General features: G+C 71.9%; 18 protein-coding genes. 7 read left to right on the top strand and 11 right to left on the bottom strand.

All coding sequences use genetic code 11. The features are described 5' to 3' along the window. Window positions 1-30: 30 nt before the first annotated feature. The 7 genes from LWC33_RS25865 to LWC33_RS25835 form a co-directional block, all read right to left on the bottom strand. On the bottom strand, window positions 31-495 hold the full coding sequence (locus tag LWC33_RS25865) for a MaoC family dehydratase (RefSeq protein ID WP_308191006.1): 465 nt from the start codon (window positions 493-495) through the stop codon (window positions 31-33). Next, window positions 492-1,331, bottom strand: coding sequence for an alpha/beta fold hydrolase (locus tag LWC33_RS25860; protein ID WP_233307277.1), 840 nt, complete (start codon window positions 1,329-1,331; stop codon window positions 492-494). Before LWC33_RS25860 ends, LWC33_RS25865 begins: the two co-directional genes overlap by 4 nt. Next, window positions 1,328-2,107: an ABC transporter ATP-binding protein gene (locus LWC33_RS25855; RefSeq protein ID WP_233307276.1), complete on the bottom strand. Its 780-nt coding sequence runs from the start codon at window positions 2,105-2,107 to the stop codon at window positions 1,328-1,330. The genes LWC33_RS25860 and LWC33_RS25855 overlap by 4 nt, the downstream gene beginning before the upstream one ends. Continuing rightward, window positions 2,100-2,894, bottom strand: a complete 795-nt coding sequence (locus LWC33_RS25850; protein WP_233307275.1) for an ABC transporter ATP-binding protein — start codon at window positions 2,892-2,894, stop codon at window positions 2,100-2,102. The genes LWC33_RS25855 and LWC33_RS25850 overlap by 8 nt, the downstream gene beginning before the upstream one ends. Next, entirely contained in the window at window positions 2,887-4,887 is a 2,001-nt protein-coding gene (locus LWC33_RS25845) for an ABC transporter permease (protein ID WP_233307274.1), read from the bottom strand. The genes LWC33_RS25850 and LWC33_RS25845 overlap by 8 nt, the downstream gene beginning before the upstream one ends. A gap of 49 nt (window positions 4,888-4,936) precedes the next feature. Further along, complete coding sequence (locus LWC33_RS25840; RefSeq protein ID WP_233307273.1) at window positions 4,937-6,172, bottom strand: ABC transporter substrate-binding protein; 1,236 nt, start codon at window positions 6,170-6,172, stop codon at window positions 4,937-4,939. 148 nt (window positions 6,173-6,320) lie between these two features. Beyond that, on the bottom strand, window positions 6,321-7,697 hold the full coding sequence (locus LWC33_RS25835; protein ID WP_233307272.1) for a 4-hydroxyphenylacetate 3-hydroxylase N-terminal domain-containing protein: 1,377 nt from the start codon (window positions 7,695-7,697) through the stop codon (window positions 6,321-6,323). A gap of 210 nt (window positions 7,698-7,907) precedes the next feature. On the opposite strand from LWC33_RS25835, the gene LWC33_RS25830 reads away from it, so the two are divergent. From LWC33_RS25830 to LWC33_RS25805, 6 genes are all read left to right on the top strand, one after another. Next, a complete protein-coding gene (locus LWC33_RS25830) occupies window positions 7,908-9,080 on the top strand; it encodes an acyl-CoA dehydrogenase family protein (RefSeq protein ID WP_233307271.1) in 1,173 nt (390 codons plus the stop codon). Continuing rightward, window positions 9,077-10,342 carry an acyl-CoA dehydrogenase family protein gene (locus tag LWC33_RS25825; protein ID WP_233307270.1) on the top strand — a complete coding sequence of 422 codons (1,266 nt, stop codon included), beginning with the start codon at window positions 9,077-9,079 and terminating at the stop codon, window positions 10,340-10,342. The genes LWC33_RS25830 and LWC33_RS25825 overlap by 4 nt, the downstream gene beginning before the upstream one ends. Further along, the gene (locus LWC33_RS25820) at window positions 10,339-11,106 is read left to right on the top strand and encodes a crotonase/enoyl-CoA hydratase family protein (RefSeq protein WP_233307269.1); all 768 of its coding nucleotides are present in this window, start codon (window positions 10,339-10,341) and stop codon (window positions 11,104-11,106) included. The genes LWC33_RS25825 and LWC33_RS25820 overlap by 4 nt, the downstream gene beginning before the upstream one ends. 38 nt (window positions 11,107-11,144) lie before the next feature. Then, window positions 11,145-12,686, top strand: coding sequence for a class I adenylate-forming enzyme family protein (locus tag LWC33_RS25815; RefSeq protein ID WP_233307268.1), 1,542 nt, complete (start codon window positions 11,145-11,147; stop codon window positions 12,684-12,686). Window positions 12,687-12,813: 127 nt separating this feature from the next. Beyond that, window positions 12,814-13,530, top strand: coding sequence for a TetR/AcrR family transcriptional regulator (locus LWC33_RS25810; RefSeq protein WP_233307267.1), 717 nt, complete (start codon window positions 12,814-12,816; stop codon window positions 13,528-13,530). Window positions 13,531-14,130: 600 nt separating this feature from the next. After that, a complete protein-coding gene (locus LWC33_RS25805; protein ID WP_233307266.1) occupies window positions 14,131-14,742 on the top strand; it encodes a UdgX family uracil-DNA binding protein in 612 nt (203 codons plus the stop codon). A gap of 8 nt (window positions 14,743-14,750) precedes the next feature. Here LWC33_RS25805 and LWC33_RS25800 read toward each other — a convergent pair whose 3' ends face one another. The 3 genes from LWC33_RS25800 to LWC33_RS25790 form a co-directional block, all read right to left on the bottom strand. Then, on the bottom strand, window positions 14,751-15,371 hold the full coding sequence (locus LWC33_RS25800; protein ID WP_233307265.1) for a YigZ family protein: 621 nt from the start codon (window positions 15,369-15,371) through the stop codon (window positions 14,751-14,753). Between the two features lie 330 nt (window positions 15,372-15,701). Continuing rightward, the gene (locus LWC33_RS25795) at window positions 15,702-16,019 is read right to left on the bottom strand and encodes a hypothetical protein (RefSeq protein ID WP_233307264.1); all 318 of its coding nucleotides are present in this window, start codon (window positions 16,017-16,019) and stop codon (window positions 15,702-15,704) included. Window positions 16,020-16,029: 10 nt separating this feature from the next. Then, complete coding sequence (locus LWC33_RS25790) at window positions 16,030-17,724, bottom strand: sodium:solute symporter family protein (RefSeq protein WP_233307263.1); 1,695 nt, start codon at window positions 17,722-17,724, stop codon at window positions 16,030-16,032. Between the two features lie 299 nt (window positions 17,725-18,023). Here LWC33_RS25790 and LWC33_RS25785 point away from each other — a divergent pair, with 299 nt between their 5' ends. Then, the gene (locus tag LWC33_RS25785) at window positions 18,024-18,815 is read left to right on the top strand and encodes a DeoR/GlpR family DNA-binding transcription regulator (RefSeq protein WP_233307262.1); all 792 of its coding nucleotides are present in this window, start codon (window positions 18,024-18,026) and stop codon (window positions 18,813-18,815) included. Between the two features lie 325 nt (window positions 18,816-19,140). On the opposite strand, the gene LWC33_RS25780 is transcribed toward LWC33_RS25785, so the two are convergent. Continuing rightward, window positions 19,141-19,358 (bottom strand): hypothetical protein (locus LWC33_RS25780; protein ID WP_233307261.1); only part of this gene is annotated, 218 nt, incomplete at its 5' end.

The raw sequence follows: 19,358 nt of genomic DNA, 5'->3' as shown, positions 1-19,358 counted from the left end.
TCACCGCGCACAGCCTGCGGAGCCGCGGGTCTACTCCATCCAGATGATGATCATGTCGGCGACGCAGGCGGGGCGGTCGGAACCCTCCAGCTCGACGACGGCGCGGAAGGTCACCTTCGCCCCGCCGGGGACCGGGTCGGCGGCGACCACGCTGACGGCGGCGCGGACGCGGGAGCCGGTGGGCACGGGCGCGGTGAAGCGGACCTTGTCGAAGCCGTAGTTGAGGCCGAAGGTCGCGGAGGGCACGGTCGCGACCTCGCCGATCATGGTCGGCACCAGCGACAACGTCAGCATGCCGTGGGCGATCGTGGTGCCGTACGGCCCGTCGGCCGCCCGGGCCCGGTCGACGTGGATCCACTGGTGGTCGTCGGTCGCGTCGGCGAACGTGTCGACCCGCGGCTGCTCGACCACGCGCCACGAGCTGTGGCCCAACTCGGTGCCGGGGGTGACGGCGAGCAGGTCGGGGACGGCGGCGAAGGCGGTCAGCGCACTCAACTCCTCTGGGGCGGCGAGACGACGGCGAGCGCCTCCTGCAGCGCCGCGGCCAGCTCGACCGGGTGGTCGATCATCAGGTGGTGGTGGGCGCCGGGGACGTCGAACTGCGGCACCGGGCGCCCGGTCAGTGCGGCCAGGTCGGCCCCGGCCGAGGGCGGGACCAGCACCGACAGCTCGCCGCGGACGACCGCGACCGGGCCGGGCAGGTCGGGCAGGCGCGTGCACATGCCCGGTCTCCCGACCGCGCCGAAGATCAACGGGTCGACCTTCCAGGCGTAGCCGCCGGGCACCGCGCGCACCGAGCCCTCGGCGATCGCGCGCAGCACGCCCGGATCGGCCTCCGGCTGGGGCGGGGTGAGCCGGAACCGGGAGGCCACCTCGTCGAGATCGGCGAAGATCCGCGACGCGCGCGGCGGCCGCCACTCCGAGGCCTGGGCCGGGCTGCCGTCGACCACGATCGAGTCGACGAGCACGGTGGCCGCGACGGCGGCCGGGTCGAGCACCGCCGCCCCGGCCACCACGAGCCCGCCGACGCTGTGCCCGACCAGCACCGCCGGCCCGTCGAACGCCTGCCGGACGACGGCCAGGACGTCCTCGGACCAGGAGTCCAGGTCGTACACCGCGCGGCGCCCGGAGTCGCCGTGCCCGGCGAGGTCCATGCTCACCACGGCGAACCGGTCCGGCAGCGCGGGCAGGAGATGTTCCCACCAGCCCGCGTGTGCGGACGTGCCGTGGACCAGCACCAGCGGCACCGTCCCGGGACCGGGCCGGCGCCGGTAGGCGATCGGGACCCCGTCGGTGGAGGTGGCGGTCGTCGGGCCGAGGACGGCGGTCATCCGGCGAGCGTGCCCTCCGTGTCGGCGAACTGCTCCGCGCCGAAGTAGGCCGCCTCGACGAGGTGCCGGTCGCGGAGCAGGTCGCCCGCCGCCCCGGTGAGGACGACGCGGCCGTGGTTGAGGATCACGCCCCGGTCGGCGATCGACAGCGCAAGCTCGATGTGCTGCTCGACCAGCACGAGCCCGATGCCGTCCTCCTTGGCGAGGTCCCGGATCGCCGGCAGCATCTCCTGCACGATCTTCGGCGCGAGCCCGAGGCTCATCTCGTCGATGATCAGCACCTTGGGCCGGGCCAGCAGCGCCTTCGCGATCGCCAGCATCTGCTGCTCGCCGCCGGACATCAGGCCCGCCCGGCGGCCCTCCAGCTTCCGCAGCACGGGGAAGCGGTCGAGGACCTGCGTCTCGCGCTCCGCATCGGCCTTGCGGGCCGCGAGCCGCAGGTGCTCCCGGACGGTGAGGCCGTAGAAGATGCCGCGGTCGTCGGGCACGAGCAGCACACCGGCCCGGGCGATCTGGTGCGGGCGGCGCCGGCCCAGCGGCGCGCCGAGCACCCGGACCTCCCCGGCGAGCGGGCGCACCAGGCCGACCATCGCCAGCAGTGAGGTCGTCTTGCCGGCACCGTTGGGTCCCAGCAGCGCGACGACCTCGCCCGGCCCGACCGACAGTGACAGCCCGCGGATCGCGGCCACGCCGTTGTACCCGGCGGCCAGGTCGACGGTCTCGAGCAGGGGCTCCCGCGAAGCCTCTGTGGGTTCCTGTGCGGGGGACTCAGGCATGGCTCGCCTCCACCGGGGCGCCCAGGTAGGCCGCCACCACCGTCGGGTCGGTCCGGGCCTCGGCGGGAGTGCCCGTGAAGATCTGCTTGCCGAACTCCAGCACGGTGACGATGTCGCAGACGCCCAGGACCAGGGACATGTCGTGGTCGATCAGCAGGATGCCGGGACCGGAGTCCGCGATCGACCGGACCCGCGCCGCGAAGGCCTGGCTCTCCATGGAGTCCAGGCCGGCGGCCGGCTCGTCGAGCAGCAGGACCTCGGCGCCGCCGGCCAGCGCCCGCGCGACACCGACGAGCTTCTGCTGGCCGAGGGTGAGGTCGCGGGCCAGGGTGTCGGCCACCCCGTCGAGCCCGACGACCTCCAGCGCCCGGGCCGCGACCTCGTCGCCCGCCCCGCGCCGGCGCCGGACGAAGATGTCGCGGGCCAGGGTGCGCCAACCACCGGTCCGGGCCGCCACGAGCAGGTTCTCGGCCACCGAGAGGTTGCCGAAGAGCTCGCCGGACTGCCAGGTCCGGGACAGACCCGCCGCCCGCCGCTCGTGCGGCGGCAGGGCGTCGATCCGCGCGCCGTCGAGGGTGATCTCGCCCTCGGCCGCGGTGAACCCGCTGACGGCGTCGACGAACGTGGTCTTGCCCGCGCCGTTGGGGCCGATCAGCCCGACGACGCGGCCGGGCTCGACGTCGATGGTCACCGAGTCGTTGGCCACCAGCCCGCCGTAGCGGACGGTCAGCTCGCGGGCGTGCAGCCCGCGCTGCGCGGAGGGGGCGGACGCGGAGTGGTCAGACACGGGACGGCTCCTTCCGGGGTGCGGCGGACCCGGTCTCCGCGGACGGCCCGGCTGCCGGGCCGCGGCGGAGCTTGCTCCTGACCCAGTCGACCTGCTCGCGGGTGGCGCCGGCGATGCCGACCGGGTTGAGGATCGCGGTGAGGATGAGGCCGAGGCCCGAGATCAGCGGGTAGTACTCGCCGAGGTCGAACACGCCCCGCAGCAGGACGTAGACGATGCCGAGCGGGCCGAGGACGCCGGCCACGATCGCACCGCCGACGCTGGTGATGCCGCCGAGGTAGGCGACGGCGAGCACCTGCAGGCCGGCGAACACCGTGAACGACTCGGCGGAGAGCTGGCCGCGGCTGAACCCGATGAGGCAGCCCGCGATGCCCGCGATGAACGCCGAGATCGCGAAGCCGATCAGCTTGGTCTTGCGGACGTTGATGCCGCTCGACGCCGCAGCCCGCTCGTTGGCGCGCACCGCCAGGAAGGTGCGGCCCGTGTCACCGGACGCGACCCTGATGAACACCCACACGAGGATGGCCGCGACCACCAGCACCATCAGCGAGAACGCCATGCGGGACAGGTCGCGCCCCTCGCGGACGCCCAGGTTGAGGCCCAAGAGGGTGGCGTCGGCGATCGGGTTTCCCTCGGGCGGCGTGAGCGTGTAGTTGTTGAACACGAAGCGTTCGATGGCCAGCGCCGCCGCGATCGTGATGATCGCCAGTTGGGCGCCCCGGATCCGGAAGGCCGGCAGGGCCACGAGCATGCCCAGCGCGGTGGCGACCAGGGCGCAGAGGATCAGCGACAGCGGGAACGGCACGCCCCACTCCGTGGTCACCTTCGACAGGCAGAAGCCCGCGGCGCCGGCGAACGCACCCTGGGCCAGCGAGATCTGCCCGAGGTACCCGGTGATGACCACGTAGGACAGCGCCAGGAGCATGACGATGATCGACGTCGTGACGCCGAACCGGTAGGTGCCGGTGGTGAGCGACAGCGCCGCCACGCCCAGCACCAGCAGGATCACGGCCGGGATCGGCTTGAGCTTCGGGATCGCCACGTCGGGCAGCCGCAGCGTCTGCAAAGAGCCGCGCGACGGCAGGCGCTTGCCCTGCACGAAGAGGATCACCATGACCACGGCGAACGGGATGACCTGGTCCAGCCCCGACTGCGCCCACACCGGCCACCAGGACTTGGTCACCAGCAGGCCGATCACCGACTGGAACGCGCCGAGCAGCAGCGCCGCGACCACCACGACCCCGATGGACTCCATCCGCGCGACCAGCAGTACCGCCAGCGCGGGGACGACCAGGAGCGTGTAGTTGTCCGGGTTCAGACCGGTCAGCGAGCTGCCGAGCATCACGGAGATGGTGCCGATCATCACCGCGACGACCTGGGCGACCGCGGCGAGCCGGTCCGGCGAGAAGCCCATCAGCACGGCGGCGCGCTCGTTCTCCGACGCCGCGCGGGTGGCCACGCCGGCGCGCGTGAACCGCAGGTAGGCCCAGACGGCCGCGGCGAGCACGACCATGATCGCCGCCATGATGATCTCGCGCGTGGGCAGGTCCACGTCGAGCACGTGGATCGTGCCCTCCGGGAGGATCGACGCGACGTCGATGTTGTTCGCCCCGAAGCGCAGGACCACCAGCGCCTGAAGGGTGATCATGACCGCGACGGACACGACCACCTGGGCCAGCACCGGGGCGTTGCGCACGGGCCGGAACACCAGGTAGTGCACCACGAGGCCGAGCACGAAGGCCGTCACGAGACCGATCACCGCCGCGACCGCGACCGTGGGCCGGCGGGCGAACTCGATCGAGCCGATCGGGAAGACGAGCCGCCCGTCCACGCGCAGCTGCGCGAAGACGTAGGCGCCCCACATGGCCATCGCGCCCTGCGCGAAGTTGATGATGCCGGTGGCCCGGTGCACGAGCAGCAGGCCCGTGCCGAGACCGATGTAGATGGACCCGAGACCCAGGCCCAGGACCACGAACTGCAGGAACGTCCCCACTGCTTTCCTCCTCGTCGGACCGCCGGCGGCGGGTCCGCTCGTGGTCCGCCTAGGAGGCGGCCGTCATCTTCGACGGGTCGAGGTCGATGAAGCCGTTCGGGTCGACCGGCTTCATCGAGCCGTCCGGCTGGACCTCGAAGAAGATGCCCTGGTGGCTGCACGACGACGGGCGGCCGGCCCACTGCTTGCCGTCGCAGGTCACGGGCGGCCCGGCGAAGGTGGGCATGTCCTTCACCTTCTTCATCGCGTCGGTGATGCTCTCCGGCGTGATGTCGCCCTGAATGCCCTTCAGGACGTTGGCGAGGTTGACCATCCCGGCGAACGAGTAGAGCGAGCGCGCGGACTGCTGGTCGCCGCGGTCGATCTCCTGCATGGCGGCGTCGAAGTCGCCGAGCTGCTTCTGGACCTCGGCGGGCGCGCTCGCCTTGGACTCGGGCACCCAGACGCGGGGCTGGATGATGGCGCCCGCCGCCTGCTGCTTCATCTGCGCGATGAACTGCGAGCAGGAGCCCGCGAACAGCGAGCCCTGGTAGCCCTGCTGGCGCAGCGCCTTGAACAGGCCGGTGCAGCCGTCCTCCGGCATCGCGATGATGCCCGCGACGTCCGGGTTGCTCGACAGCTCGGTGGCCGCCAGGACGTTGAAGTTCATGTTGTTGCCGGGCGCGTACAGCGGCGAGACGTTCATGCCGAGGTTCTTCGCCGCCGGCATGACGAGCTTGTCGACGTACCCGTGCGAGGCGGGGGAGTCGGTGACCGCGAGCGAGGCGTTCTTCTTGCCCAGCTGGTCGAGGATCGTGACCATGCCCAGCGCGCTGGTCTCCAGCGGACCGGTGAAGTAGAAGGCCTGGCCCCAGGGCAGCGCGTCGGCCGTGGCCTGGCCGCCGAGCTCACCGATGATCGGGATCTTGGCGGAGGTCAGCACGGGGACCGCCGAGCCGATCGAGGCGTCGTAGGCGTCGAACACCGCGGCGACGTTCGACTGCACGAACTGGTTGGCACAGTTCACGGCGGTCTCGGGGCTGCCGTCGCCCGCGCAGAGCTGGATCTTCACGGGCCGGCCGTTGATCCCGCCGAGCTTCTCGTTGACGTAGCGCTCGGCGGCCTGCGCGCCGTAGCCGGTCTGGGGGTACGCCGTTGCGCCCTCCATGGGGGCCTGGACCCCGATGGTGACGGGCTGGCCGGAGAGGCCGCCCGAGGCGTCGGAGGAGCTGTCGCCGGAACTGCATCCGGCGAGCGCGAGGGCCACGGCCGCGGCGGAGGCGACCGCGGCGAGCGTTCTCTTCATCGAGATCCATCCCTTTCGGCGGGACACGCTGGGTTCATCGGGGGAAGTGCGCGGGCAGGGGAGAGCGACCCGGCGGGGCGCCCACGTCGTCGGGGGCGCGTCCCGCCGGGCCTGCTTCCCTCGGGGGACCGGAGCGGGCCGGTCCCGGTCAGCTGGACAGGCCGGCGGCCTTCATACCCAGGGCGCGGGCCCGGTCCAGGTCGTAGTTCTTGCGGGTGACCAGGCGCTGGGCGTAGAGCCCGCCGCCGGACTGGATGTTGGTGACCAGGTGCCACCCGCCGTACGCGTCCGCGGTGGTGTCCCGGATCGCGTGGAACAGCTTGGAGCGGTACTCGCCGGAGATGCCGCCGCCCGTGCTCATGTACTTCTCGAGGAAGGGGTGCAGCGTCGGGTTCTCGAAGTCCGCCATCGACGGCGCGGTGACCACGGCCCCGCCCGCGATGTCGTGCAGGTGGCGCACCATCACGCCGAACTGCGAGGCGCCCTGGTACTTCGTGACGTTGGTGAACATGTCGTCCGGGTAGAAGTAGCCCTCGGGCGTGCTGTGCGCGTTCGCGATCGCGGCCTCGAGCCCGGCCCGCAGCAGCGTCGCGTGGATCATCATCTCGTCGATCTTCTCCCGGACGTGGGAGACCCTCGCCGTGCCGTTGGCCTCGGCGATGAGGTGCGCGAGCCCGACGAGCTCGTCGGCCTGCTGCACCATGAACGAGATGCCGCCGAGGCGCTCCCACAGGCCCAGGGAGTGCGCGAACACCGCGGCGTGCTCGGTCTCGCCGTCGAGGAAGACCCGCTCGTTCGGGACGAACACGTCGTCGAAGATGCACATCGAGTCCGGCATGGACTCGTGGGCCGACACCGGGAAGTCCCGCGGGTCGCCGTGCAGCGGGTGGTAGGTGGTGTTGGTGATGTGCACGCCGGGGGAGTTGACCGGGACCGCGCACGCGATGGCGTAGTCCTCCTCGCCGGGGCGCATCGTCTTGGTCGGCATGACCATCAGGTCGTGGCCGAGCGCGGCGCCGCTGATGTGCAGCTTGGCGCCCCGGATGACCACGCCGTCGTCGCTGCGGGAGACGACCCGCACGTACGCGTCGGGGTCCTCCTGCTTGCCCGGGTGCAGGCTGCGGTTGCCCTTGGCGTCGGTGATGCACTCGGTGATCCGGATGTCGTCCCGGCGGGCCTTCTCCACGTAGGCCTCGATGCGCGGGATGTACTGCGGGGCGGCGCCCTCCAGCCGGCCCGCGGCGACCAGGACGGTCATCAGGGACTGGTAGGTCACGTTGAGGACCAGGTCGAGCTCCATGAGCTCCGGGATGCGGTCCCGCAGCTCCTCGGCGCTGCGCGGAGCGGTGACCACGGGGTTCACCGCGTCCGGGGCGGACGAGTAGTACTTGTCGTAGCCGTCGGCGACGGCGTTGAGCGGGACGGACAGCCCGGGCTCGGCGTCCATGTCCTCGATGAGCCTGCCCTGGAAGTAGACCTTCCGGCCGTCCTTGAGGGACTCCTTGTACTCCTGGCCGGTCAGCATGCGTTGGCGCTCCCGATCGTCGGCGGATGGACGACGCCGGCGGCCGGCCCAGGGGCGGACCGGCGAGTGATTGTGACGTCGTCGTCATGTGGCAATATCGACCGTGATCCCAGTCATGTCAACCACCAGTTTCCGACGATCCTCCAGCTCGCAGCCGGTACGAAAATGTGAGATTGACACCGACGTCACATCCGCTGCACGCTGTCGGCCGTGTACGCAGAGCAGCGTGAACCCGAGTTCGGGTGGACCGACGAGCACCGTGGGCTGCGCGAGACCGTGCGGCGGGTCCTCGCCGATCGGGCGCCCGTCGCACGGGCCCGTGAACTGGCCGAGGCGGGGGAGCGGCACGACCCCGCGCTGTGGTCCGAGCTCGCCGGGCAGGTCGGGTTGCAGGGCCTCGCCCTCCCCGAGCGGTACGGCGGGTACGGCGGCACCCTGCTCGACCTCGCGATCGTCGTCGAGGAGATGGGCCGGGTGCTGCACGGCGGCCCGTTCCTGCCGACCGTCGGGCTCGCGGCCCCGGTCCTGCTCGCCGCCGAGGACCCCGGGGACGGGAACGCCGACGGGAACGGGCCGGCCACCGAGTACCTGCCCCGGATCGCCGACGGCTCCCTGACGGCCGCCCTCGCGGTGGAGGCCTGGGACGCGGCCGGCGGCCCCGTCACGTCGACCACGGCCGACGCCTCCGGGCGGCTGACCGGCACCGTTCCGGTCGTCGTGGACGGCGGCGACGCCGACCTGCTGGTCGTCGCCGCGCAGGGGCCCGCCGGACCCGCGCCGTACCTGGTCGAGGCGGGTGCGACCGGCCTGACCCGGACGCCGTTGGAGACCCTGGACCTCACCCGGCGCGCCGCCCGGATCACGTTCGACGGCACGCCCGCCCGCGCCCTCGGCGACCCGGCCCGCGGCAGCGCCGTGCTCGCCCGGGCCCGGGCGGTCTCGTCCGTGCTGGTGTCGGCCGAGCAGGTCGGTGGCATGACGGCGGCGACCGAGCTGACCGCCGAGTACGCCCGCACCCGCCGGCAGTTCGGCAGACTGATCGGCTCCTTCCAGGGCGTCAAGCACCGGCTGGCCGACATGGCCGTCCGGCAGGAGATGGCGCACTCCGCGGCCTACTTCGCCGCATGGCAGGAGCCCGGCACGCCGGAGTTCGTCGAGGCCGCCGCGATCGCACGCTCCTACTGCGGCGACGCCTTCCTGCAGACCGGGCTCGACGCCATCCAGCTGCACGGCGGCATCGGCTTCACCTGGGAGCACGACGCCCACCTCTACCTGCGCCGGGCCCGCGCCGACCGGGCGCTGCTCGGCTCCCCGCAGCAGGCCAGGGCCGAGCTGGTGCCCGCCCTGCTGTCCCGCGTGACCATCGAGGGGGTCCCCGCATGACCGTGACACAACCCGGAACCGAACCCGTCACCGAGCGGGTCACGCTCGCCGCCGACGCCTCGGACGCCGAGATCATCGCGACCGTCGAGGCCTGGTTGCGGGCCCACCTGCCCGAGGACTGGCAGGCCGCCGTCGCGCGCGGCGACCTGGCCGCCGTCGAGGCGATCCGCGAGGACCCGGAGCGCGGGCCCGCGTGGTTCGACCTGCTCGGCGACTCCGGGCTGGCCACGCCGACCTGGCCGGCCGAGCACGGCGGACTGGGGCTCCCGGCGGACCGCGGCGCCGTCGTCACCGAGACGCTGGCGCGCTACCGGGCCGAGCGGCACAACCGGGACTTCGTCGGACTCGTCCTGGCCGGGCACACGATCCTGGACTGGGGCAGCGACGAGCAGAAGGCCGAGCGCCTGCCCGCGCTGCGCCGGGGCCGCGAGTTCTGGTGCCAGTTGTTCAGCGAGCCGGGCGCGGGCTCCGACCTGGCCGGGCTGTCCACCCGGGCCGTCCAGCAGGCGGACGGCACCTGGCTGGTCAACGGACAGAAGGTCTGGAACTCCTACGCCCACCTCGCCGACTTCGGGCTGCTCATGGCCCGCACCGACCCGGCGGCGCCGAAGCACCGCGGGATCACGTACTTCCTGCTGGACATGCGCACGCCCGGCGTGGAGCCGCGGCCGCTGAAGCAGATGACCGGCAACGCGGAGTTCAACGAGACCTTCCTGACCGACGTCGTCGTGCCGGACTCGGCGCGGATCGGCCCGGTCAACCAGGGCTGGTCGGTGGCGATCACCACGCTGATGCAGGAGCGCAACGGGCTGTCCGGGCGCCCCGCCGTCGGACCGGGGGAGGCGGACGCGCTGATCGCCCGCGCCGTCGGGAACGGGGCCTGGGAGAACCCGGTGCTGCGGGACCGGCTGCTCGAGGCCTACGTGGAGGAGAAGGTCCTCCAGATGACGACCGTGCGCAGCTTCGTCGCCTCCGGCGACGCCGCGCCGACGGCCGAAGGGTCGATCCGCAAGCTCGCCCACTCGGTGCTCGCCGAGAAGCTGGGCGTGCTCGGCACCGACCTCGAACCCGACGACGCCGTGGCGTGGGACCCGGCGGAGGGCAGCGAGGCGGCCGACCGGTTCCTCGCGATGAAGACCTACTCGATCGCGGGCGGCACGTCGGAGATCCAGCGCAACATCATCGCCGAGCGGGTGCTGGGGCTGCCGAAGGACCCGGACCCCGAGCGCCACCTGCCCTTCAACGAGAGGGGCCGAGGGTGACCGAGCCGGTTCGCGTCACCGTCCCGGCCGAGGGGGTCCTGCTGGTCACCCTCGACCGCCCCGAGGCCCGCAACGCGGTGAACGTCGCCCTGGCCGAAGGTGTCTCCGCGGCGATGGACCGCCTCGACTCCGACCCCGACCTGCGGGTCGGGATCGTCACCGGCGCGGGCGGCACCTTCTGCGCCGGTGCGGACCTGAAGGCGTTCGTCCGCGGCGAGCGGCCCTACGCCGGTCGCCGCGGGTTCGCCGGACTCGTCGAGCAGCCCCCGGAGAAGCCGCTGATCGCCGCGGTCGAGGGCTACGCGCTGGCGGGCGGCTGCGAGATCGTGCTGTCGTGCGACCTGGTCGTCGCGGCGGAGACCGCCACCTTCGGCATCACCGAGGTCAAGCGGGGCCTGGTCGCGGCGGGTGGCGGGCTGCTGCGGCTGCCCGAGCGCATCCCGTACCACGTGGCGATGGAGCTGGCCCTGACCGGCAACCACGTGCCCGCCCCGCGGATGGCGGAGCTCGGGCTGGTCAACCGCCTAGTGCCGACGGGCGGGGCGCTCGACGCGGCCCTCGCGCTGGCCGCGGAGATCACCGCCAACGGACCTCTCGCGGTACGGATCAGCAAGCGGATCATCGCCGAGTCGCTCGGCTGGCCCGCCGCGGAGAAGTGGACCCGCCAGGCCGAGCTCGCCGCGCCGATCCCGTCCTCGGACGACGCCCGCGAGGGCGCGACCGCGTTCGCCGAGAAGCGCCCGCCGGTCTGGACCGGCAAGTAGCACCCCTTCCCGACCATCGGTCTCGACGAGGAGATCCCATGACGGCCCCGCTCGCGTTCTCCCTGGGCGAGGCGCTCCCGCTGTCCGCGGCGCGCCACCCCGACAAGGCAGCCTTCCTGTTCCCCGACGGGACGGAGCACACGTTCGCCCTCACCAACTCCCGGGTCAACAAGCTGGTCTCGGCGCTGCAGGCGCAGGGGATCGGGCGCGGTGACCGGCTGGCGGTGCTGGCGCTCGACTCGCACCGGTACGTCGAGATCGTGCTGGCGTGCCTCAAGCTCGGCGCGGTCTACATGCCGCTGAACTACCGGCTCATGCGGCCCGAGGTGGACGTCTTCCTCGAGCGCGGGCAGGCCGTCGCGATGTTCCACGACGCCCGGTACGCGGACCTGCTGGCGGGTCTCGCCGACCAGCACCCGTCGCTGCGGCTCGTGATCGAGATGGAGACCGCGTTCGACGAGTTCGTGGAGACCGGGCAGGACGCCGAGCCGCCGGTCGTCTGCCGGGACCGCGACCTGCTGGGCCTGGCGTTCACGTCCGGCACGACGGGGACCCCCAAGGGTGTGCTGCAGTCCCAGGGGATGATGAAGGCGATCGTCGAGCACGGGATGATCACCAACCAGCCGCGGCCGGACGACATCCGGTACGTCGCCGCGCCGGCCTTCCACGTCACCGGTATCGCCGGGCTGCTGGGCGGGGTGGCGACCGGGTTCACCTCGCTGCTCCTGCCGCAGTTCGACCCCGCCACCGTGCTCGGCTTCATGGCGGAGGACCGGATCACCGGGGCGTTCCTCGTCCCGACCATGATCAGCACCCTGCTCCAGCAGCCCGGGGTCGCGGACCACACCTACGACCGGTTGCGGCTGATCTACTACGGCGCCGCGCCGATGTCGCCGACGCTGCTGCGCCGGGCGATGGACGTGTTCGACTGCGACTTCCTGCAGCTCTTCGGTGCTGGCACCGAGGCGGGCCTGCAGGCCTTCCTCACCCCGGAGGAGCACCGGCTGGCGCTGGCCGGGCGGCCGGAGCTGCTGGGCTCGATCGGGCGGCCCGGGTACGGCATCGCGCTGCGCCTGCTCGACGAGGACCTCAACGACGTCCCCGACGGCGAGGTCGGCGAGATCGCGACCCGCAGCGACATGGTGATGGACGGCTACCTCGACATGCCCGAGGAGACCGAGCGGGCCTTCACCGGCGGGTGGTTCCGGGCCGGTGACATGGCCTACCGGGACAAGGACGGCTATCTCTACCTGCACGGACGCAAGAAGGACATGATCATCCGGGGCGGCGAGAACATCTACCCGGTGGAGATCGAGACCGTGCTCGCGGAACACCCGGCCGTGGTGCAGTGCGCCGTGGTCGGTGTGCCCGACGAGCACTGGGGCGAGATCGTGCGCGCCTTCGTCAGCGCGCCGTCGTGGACCGGCACGGACGAGGAGCTGGCCACCGAGCTCGTCGAGCTGTGCCGGGGCAGGCTCGCCCGCTACAAGGTGCCCGCCGAGGTGGAGCGCCGCGACGAGCTGCCGATGAACGCGAGCGGCAAGATCCTCAAGCGCGAGCTCAGACGGGCCGGGTCGTGACCGCCCGCGCGGCGACCCTGCAGGTCACCGCCGGTAGACTGGTCCGTCCGGACGGTGTGACGCGCGGCCGTACCCCACCCCGGGGGCCGCGATGACAGGGGGCCGGACGGCTCCGAAGGGACGGACCATGGCATCGCGCGGCGGCAGTACCCGCGGCAGGCGGGTCACCGGCGCCAGCGACCCACAACAGCAGCGTCGGGAGAGCGGCCCGCAGACCGACAAGGGCCAGCAGCGCCGTGACCAGCTGCTCGAGGCGGCGCACGTCGTCTTCGAGCGCAAGGGGTTCGTCGACGCCCGAGTCGCCGACATCGTGGCCGAGGCGCGGGTCGCGCAGGGCACCTTCTACAGCTACTTCGACTCCAAGGAGACGATCTTCCGCGAGGTCTGCGAGAGCGTGGTCCAGCGGATGATGGTCGACGTCGCGGCGGCCACCGTGGTCCCGCGCGACGCGTCGATGCTGGAGCGCATCCGGGCCGGTCTGCGCGGCTACATCGAGGTCTACCGGGAGAACGCCCGGATGATCGCGCTGATGGAGCAGGTCGGCACGTTCAGCGCCGAGATGCGCGAGATGCGGTTGCACGTCCGGGAGGCGTGGCTGGCGCAGCTCGAGCGGGTGCTCAAGCGGCAGCAGGCCGACGGGATCGCCGACCCGACGCTCGACCCGTCGATGACGGTGCAGGTGCTGGGCGCGATGGCCGACCACACCTGCTACGTCTGGCTCTCCCTCGGCAAGCCGTTCGAGGAGGAGGACGTGCTCGAGTCGCTCACCAGGGTGTGGGCGCGCACGATCGGCGTCGACGACTCCACCGCCTGGCGCACCGCCGGCGGTTCCGCCCCCGCCTGAGCTGAGCCCGCGAGTCGCGCCGTCGGCTCCCGCGAGTCGCGCCGTCGGCTCCCGCGAGTCGCGCTGTGGGCTCCCGCGAGTCGCGCTGCGGGCTCTCGCGAGTCGGGAGGTCCAATAGCGCGAGTAGGGAGTTCGGGTGGCGCGAGTCGGCGCGCCCTCGACGCGTGGGCGCGCCCGGCGTGCAACCGATCGGGCAGTACCGCCGTCTCACACCCGGTCGACCGCGATACACGCCGTCGACGGGGTGTGCGACGCGCTCGGGTGATGTGAGGTCGCGCCCGGACGGGTGTGACGCACGAGAACGGGTGTGCGAGCGGAGCAGCCAGGAGCACCCGCCCGACCGACATCCACGCGGTCGACGAGGTGTGCGAGACGACCCGCGAGCTCCAGCAGCGCGAGTTGCGCTACTGGAGCCCCCGACTCGCGCTACCCGAATGCCCGACTCGCGCCGCTCGAAGTCCGACTCGCGCCGCTCGAAGTCCGACTCGCGTTGCCGGATCGCCCGACTTGCGCTGCCGGAAACCCCGACTCGCGCTGCCCGAGCTCCCGACTCGCGCTGCCGGGCGTTTCACCAGGTCCCGGCACGGGCACTGCTCCCGCATGACCGAGCCCGCCACCGACGGCCCGTCCGTGACCGACCTCGACCGGCTCGCGGAGGCCGAGGCCGGGTGCACCGGGTGCGAGCTCTACAAGGCCGCCGGGCCGACGGTCGGGGGCGAGGGCCCGCGCGGTGCCTGGCTCATGCTCGTCGGCGAACAGCCCGGCGACCAGGAGGACAAGGCGGGCAAGCCCTTCGTCGGGCCGGCGGGCCGCCTGCTCGACCAGGCGCTGGACGAGGCCGGCATCGCCCGCGACGAGGTGTTCGTGACCAACGCGGTCAAGCACTTCCGCTTCGAGGAGCGCGGCAAACGCCGCATCCACAAGCAGCCGACGGTGCGCCAGGTCCGCGCCTGCCGCCCCTGGCTCGACGCCGAGCTGCGGCTGGTCGGACCGCCGGTCGTCGGGGTGCTGGGCGCGGTCGCGGCGAAGTCCCTGCTCGGGCAGGACTTCCGGATCACCGACCACCGCGGGGAGCGGCTGGAACAGGACGGGCGCACGGTCGTGCCGACGGTGCACCCGTCTTCGATCCTGCGGTCGGACCCCCAGGAGCGCCAGGAGCGGCTGGCGGCCTTCGTCGCCGACCTGAAGATCATCGCCGCGGCAAGGCCCTAGACCTAGACCTAGACCTCGACGTCGACCTCGCCGACCTCGACCGCCTCGACGCCGCCCCCGGTCCGCGCGGCCAGCCAGGCGCGGAAGGTCTCCGGCTCGGCGGCGGTGGCGGTGATCTCGACGTCCCGCCCGTAGCCGACGTCGACCACGGGGTACCCGGCGGCGCGCAGGGCGTTCTCCAGTCGCCCGGCGTCGGCGTGCGGGACGGCGAGCAGGAACCGGGTGTGCCGGACCCGGCGGAGCACGCCGACGGCGTCGACGGCCTCCGACACGGCCCGGCCGTAGGCGCGCACCAGCCCGCCGGCGCCGAGCTTCACGCCGCCGAAGTACCGCGTGACCACGGCGACGACGTCGGTGAGCTCGCGGCGCAGCAGCACCTCGAGCATCGGGACGCCCGCGGTGCCGGCCGGCTCGCCGTCGTCGGAGGAGCGCTGGACCTCACCGGCACGGCCGACGCGGAAGGCCGTGCAGTTGTGGGTGGCCGACCAGTGCGCGCGCCGGACGTCGGCGATGACCGCGGCGGCGGCGTCGGCGTCGGGCACCCGGGCCAGCCGGCAGAGGAAACGGGAGCGCTGGATCTCGATCTCGTGCTCGCCGTCCCGGGCGAGCACGAGCAGCGGATCCGGCATTCCGGCGACGCTACCGGCCGGCGCGACCACCCGGCCGTCATCGCCGCTTTCGGGTACGCGGTGTGACACGACTCGCGTTGCGGAGGGCCTCGGTAACGATTCAGAAGATCAGGTCGTCACACAGGGCGAGGGTCGGCGACAGGCCCTCACGACAGAGAAGGTCACACAGGGAAGATCCCGATGGGAAGGAAGAGATGACCGCGTTCTGGACTTCGGTCCGCACCACCGCCCGCCGTTTCGACGACTGGACGCTCCACGCGTTCAACCCGCAGTACCCGGTCGGCTCCCGCAGCTGACGCCCCCGCGGAGCCGACCGGGCACGGTCCGGCTCTACTGTCCGGGGGGACCGGCAGTGTCGCCGGCCGTCCCCTCGATCTCCTCGATCGGCGCCTTCACCGGTCGCAGCCGGACCCACACGGTGAAGAAGATCGCGATCACGAGCATCGCGATCCCCGTGACGAGGTTGATGTTCCAGCCCCCCGCCTTCGCGATGTCCGCCTCGGTCGTCGAGACGAGGCCGACGATGAGCAGCACGATCCCGTAGACGTAGAACAGCAGCGCGAGCACCGTGCGCAGGTCGAACAGCCGCGACGCGGTGGTCGAGACCGCCGTGTCCTGACCCGTCGCGGGGCCTTCCGGTTCCGTCATGGCCCGTCCCTTACCAGAAGATGATGTAGAGGATGGTGGTCAGCGCGAGCACGCCCACCGCGAGGACCTTCGGGTCGCGGTACCAACCGCTGTCCTCGCCGTGGCTCTCGTGGGTACGCTCCTCCTTCGAGGTGAGGCTCCAGACCAGCCCGCCGAGCTCCGCCGCCGGCTTCGGGGTGCTCACCATCGAGACCCCGATGGCCACCAGGACGCCGACGATGAACGCGGCGCTGGCGCCGACGAAGCTGCCCGCCTGGCTCGACAGGGCGAGGACGTTGGTGGTGACCAGGATGTTCACCACCACCGCCGCCGCGGTGCCCGACAGGAGCCCGATCCAGGCCGACGTGCCGGTCATCCGCCGCCAGAACAGGCCCAGGATGAAGATGGCGAACAGCGGTGCGTTGAAGAAGCTGAACAGGGACTGCAGGTAGTCCATGATGTTGCCCGAGCCCGAAGCGATGAACGCGGTGGCGATGGCGAGCACGCAGCCGATCACCGTGATCCACCGGCCGACCTGCAGGTAGTACCGGTCCGACTTGCCCGGCTTCACCCAGTCCTGCCAGATGTCGTAGGTGAACACCGTGTTGAACGAGCTGATGTTCGCCGCCATGCCCGCCATGAACGCCGCCAGCAGGCCCGCGATCGCGACGCCGAGGATGCCGTTCGGCAGGACCTCCTTCATCAGCAGCGACAGCGCGTTGTTGTAGGTGACGTCCGTCGTGCCGCCGGCCTTGAGCACCTGCAGCTGCGGGACCAGCACGGCCGCGACCATGCCGGGGATGATGATGACCAGCGGGATGAGGGCCTTCGGGTAGGCGCCGATCAGGGGCGTGCGCTTCGCGGCGGACATGCTCTTGGCGGAGAGCGCGCGCTGGACCTCGGCGAAGTTGGTGGTCCAGTAGCCGAAGGACAGCACGAACCCGAGGCCGAAGACGATCCCGATCACCGACAGCGCCGGGTTCGCGATCTCCGTGAGTGACGTGCCCGGCCAGGACGAGAGCTGCTCGGCGCCGCCGGGGCCGTTGGTGACGGCCGCCTTGAGTCCGTCCCAGCCGCCGACCCGGGCCAGGCCGGAGATCGTGAGCGGAATGAGCAGCGCGAGGATCACGAAGAACTGCAGGACCTCGGAGTAGATCGCCGCGGACAGTCCGCCGAGGGTGATGTAGGCCAGCACGATCACGGCGGCGACCGGGATCGCCACCGCCAGCGACCAGCCGAGCAGGGCCTCCAGCAGCAGGCCGAGCGAGAACAGGTTGACGCCGGCGATCAACACGGAGGACAGCGCGAAGATCACGGCCTGCACGCGCTGGGTGGTCCGGTTGAACCTCTTGTAGAGGAACTCGGGGACGCTGCGCGCCTTGCTGCCGTAGTAGAACGGCATCATCACCAGGGCGAGGAAGACCATCGCCGGGATCGCGCCGATCCAGTAGTAGTGCACGGTCGGGATGCCGTACTGGGCACCGTTGGCGACCATGCCGATGAGCTCGAGCGCGCCCAGGTTGGCCGAGATGAAGGCGAGGCCGGTGACCCACGCCGGCATCGAGCGGCCGGACAGCAGGAAGTCCAGGCTCGACGACACCGACCGGCGGGCCGCGTAGCCGATGCCGAGCACCAGGAGGAAGTAGAAGGCGACGAGCAGGTAGTCGAGGACAGAGGCGTTCAGCCGGAGGTCCGTCTGTCCCCCCTGCGCAAGGATGGTCGTCATGCGAGTCCGCCTCGCAGCCGGGCCGCCGTGCGGCCCCGTCCGGTTCGCGTCATAGCGGCTCCCTCGCCGGTCCCGGTGCGGTGGTACGTGTCGGGACGCAAGGTACCCCTTCCCGCGCGAAACTGAACATTATCCGACAGGCTGAATCGGTCGAGGATGTGCGAACGGGGAGGATCGTTCGACCCCACGGGCCCAACGATCTGCGCCGATACTGCACGAATCTGTCCGGACGGCCCGTTGACGCCCGTGTGGTGGCGTTGCATTGTGTGCGATGTGGTGCGGAACGAGGGTGGGCGGTCGTGAGCCTCCTCGCGCGCCAGCGTCAGGCGCTCATCCTCGAACAGGTGCGGGAGCGCGGCGCCGTCCGCGTCTCCGATCTGGCCGAGCGTTTCGGCGTCTCGGACATGACCGTCCGCCGCGACCTCGACGTCCTCGCCCGGCGGCGGCTTGTCGACAAGGTGCACGGCGGCGCGACGGCGGTGGGACCGGTCGCGGCCAGCACGGACGAGCCCGGCTTCGCGGTCAAGTCCGGCCGGCAGCAGGCGGAGAAGGAGGCCATCGCGGAGGCCGCTGCCCGGCTGGTCGAGCCCGGCACGGCGGTCGGGCTGTCCGCGGGCACCACGACGTGGGCACTGGCCCGGCGGATCGCCGACGTCGCCGACCTGACCGTCGTCACCAACTCGATGGCGGTGGCCGAGGTCCTGCACGCCGCCCGCCGCCCGGACCGCACCGTCGTGCTCACCGGCGGGATCCGGACGCCGTCGGAGGCGCTTGTCGGGCCGGTCGCGGTGGCGGCACTGCGCTCGCTCAACCTCGACGTCGTGTTCCTCGGTGTGCACGGGATGAGCGCGGCCAGCGGCTTCACCACCCCGAACCTCATGGAGTCCGAGACCGACCGCGCGCTCGTCGAGGCCGGTCAGCGGCTCGTGGTGGTCGCCGACAGCACGAAGTGGGGGACCGCCGGCATCTCCACGATCGCCGAGCTCTCCGAGGCCGACGTGCTGGTCAGCGACGACGGCCTCGACGCCGACGCCCGCGCGGTGCTCGAGGGCGAGGTGGACCAGCTCGTCCTCGCTCCCGCCCGTGAGTGAGGCCTGGACAGGGCGCCGGGGTCATGATCGCCGGTGGTGACGGACGCCGCCGTGTGTGGCGGAGAACGGTCCCGGGTGACGATCACGGGTCCGCGAGACGGAAGCCGGCGGTCGGCAGGCTGCTCGACATGATCGCCGGTGGTGAGCGTACGCCGCCGTGTGTGGCGGAGAACGGTCCCAACTGATGATCACGAGCTGCCGGGAGGGCCGCGGCGGGGCGCGCGCTCTGGCCATGATCGCCGCTTGCGACCGCTGAGCCGTCATATCCGACGGGAAACGGTCGCAGGTGGTGATCTTGGCGAACCCGGGGCCGGCCGCGGCGGTGCTAGGCCGTGTTCAAGAATTCCCTGATCGCGGTCTTCGCGCCCAGATCGCGCCTGGTGGCGTTGCCGCCCGCGGCCGAGTACGCCCGGTACGAGGCCGGTGTGGCGCCTTGCCAGCCGCGATCTGGATCAAGAAGCCCATCGATCGTGACTTCTTGAACACGGCCTAGGTGGCTGGTGTCGAACGGTCGGTTCGGCAGTGTGGGCTGCTCGGTTGGCT

The sequence above is a fragment of the Pseudonocardia terrae genome, from assembly GCF_021343995.1.
Taxonomy (GTDB): domain Bacteria; phylum Actinomycetota; class Actinomycetes; order Mycobacteriales; family Pseudonocardiaceae; genus Pseudonocardia; species Pseudonocardia terrae.
This window is presented reverse-complemented; position numbering and strand designations above follow the sequence as displayed.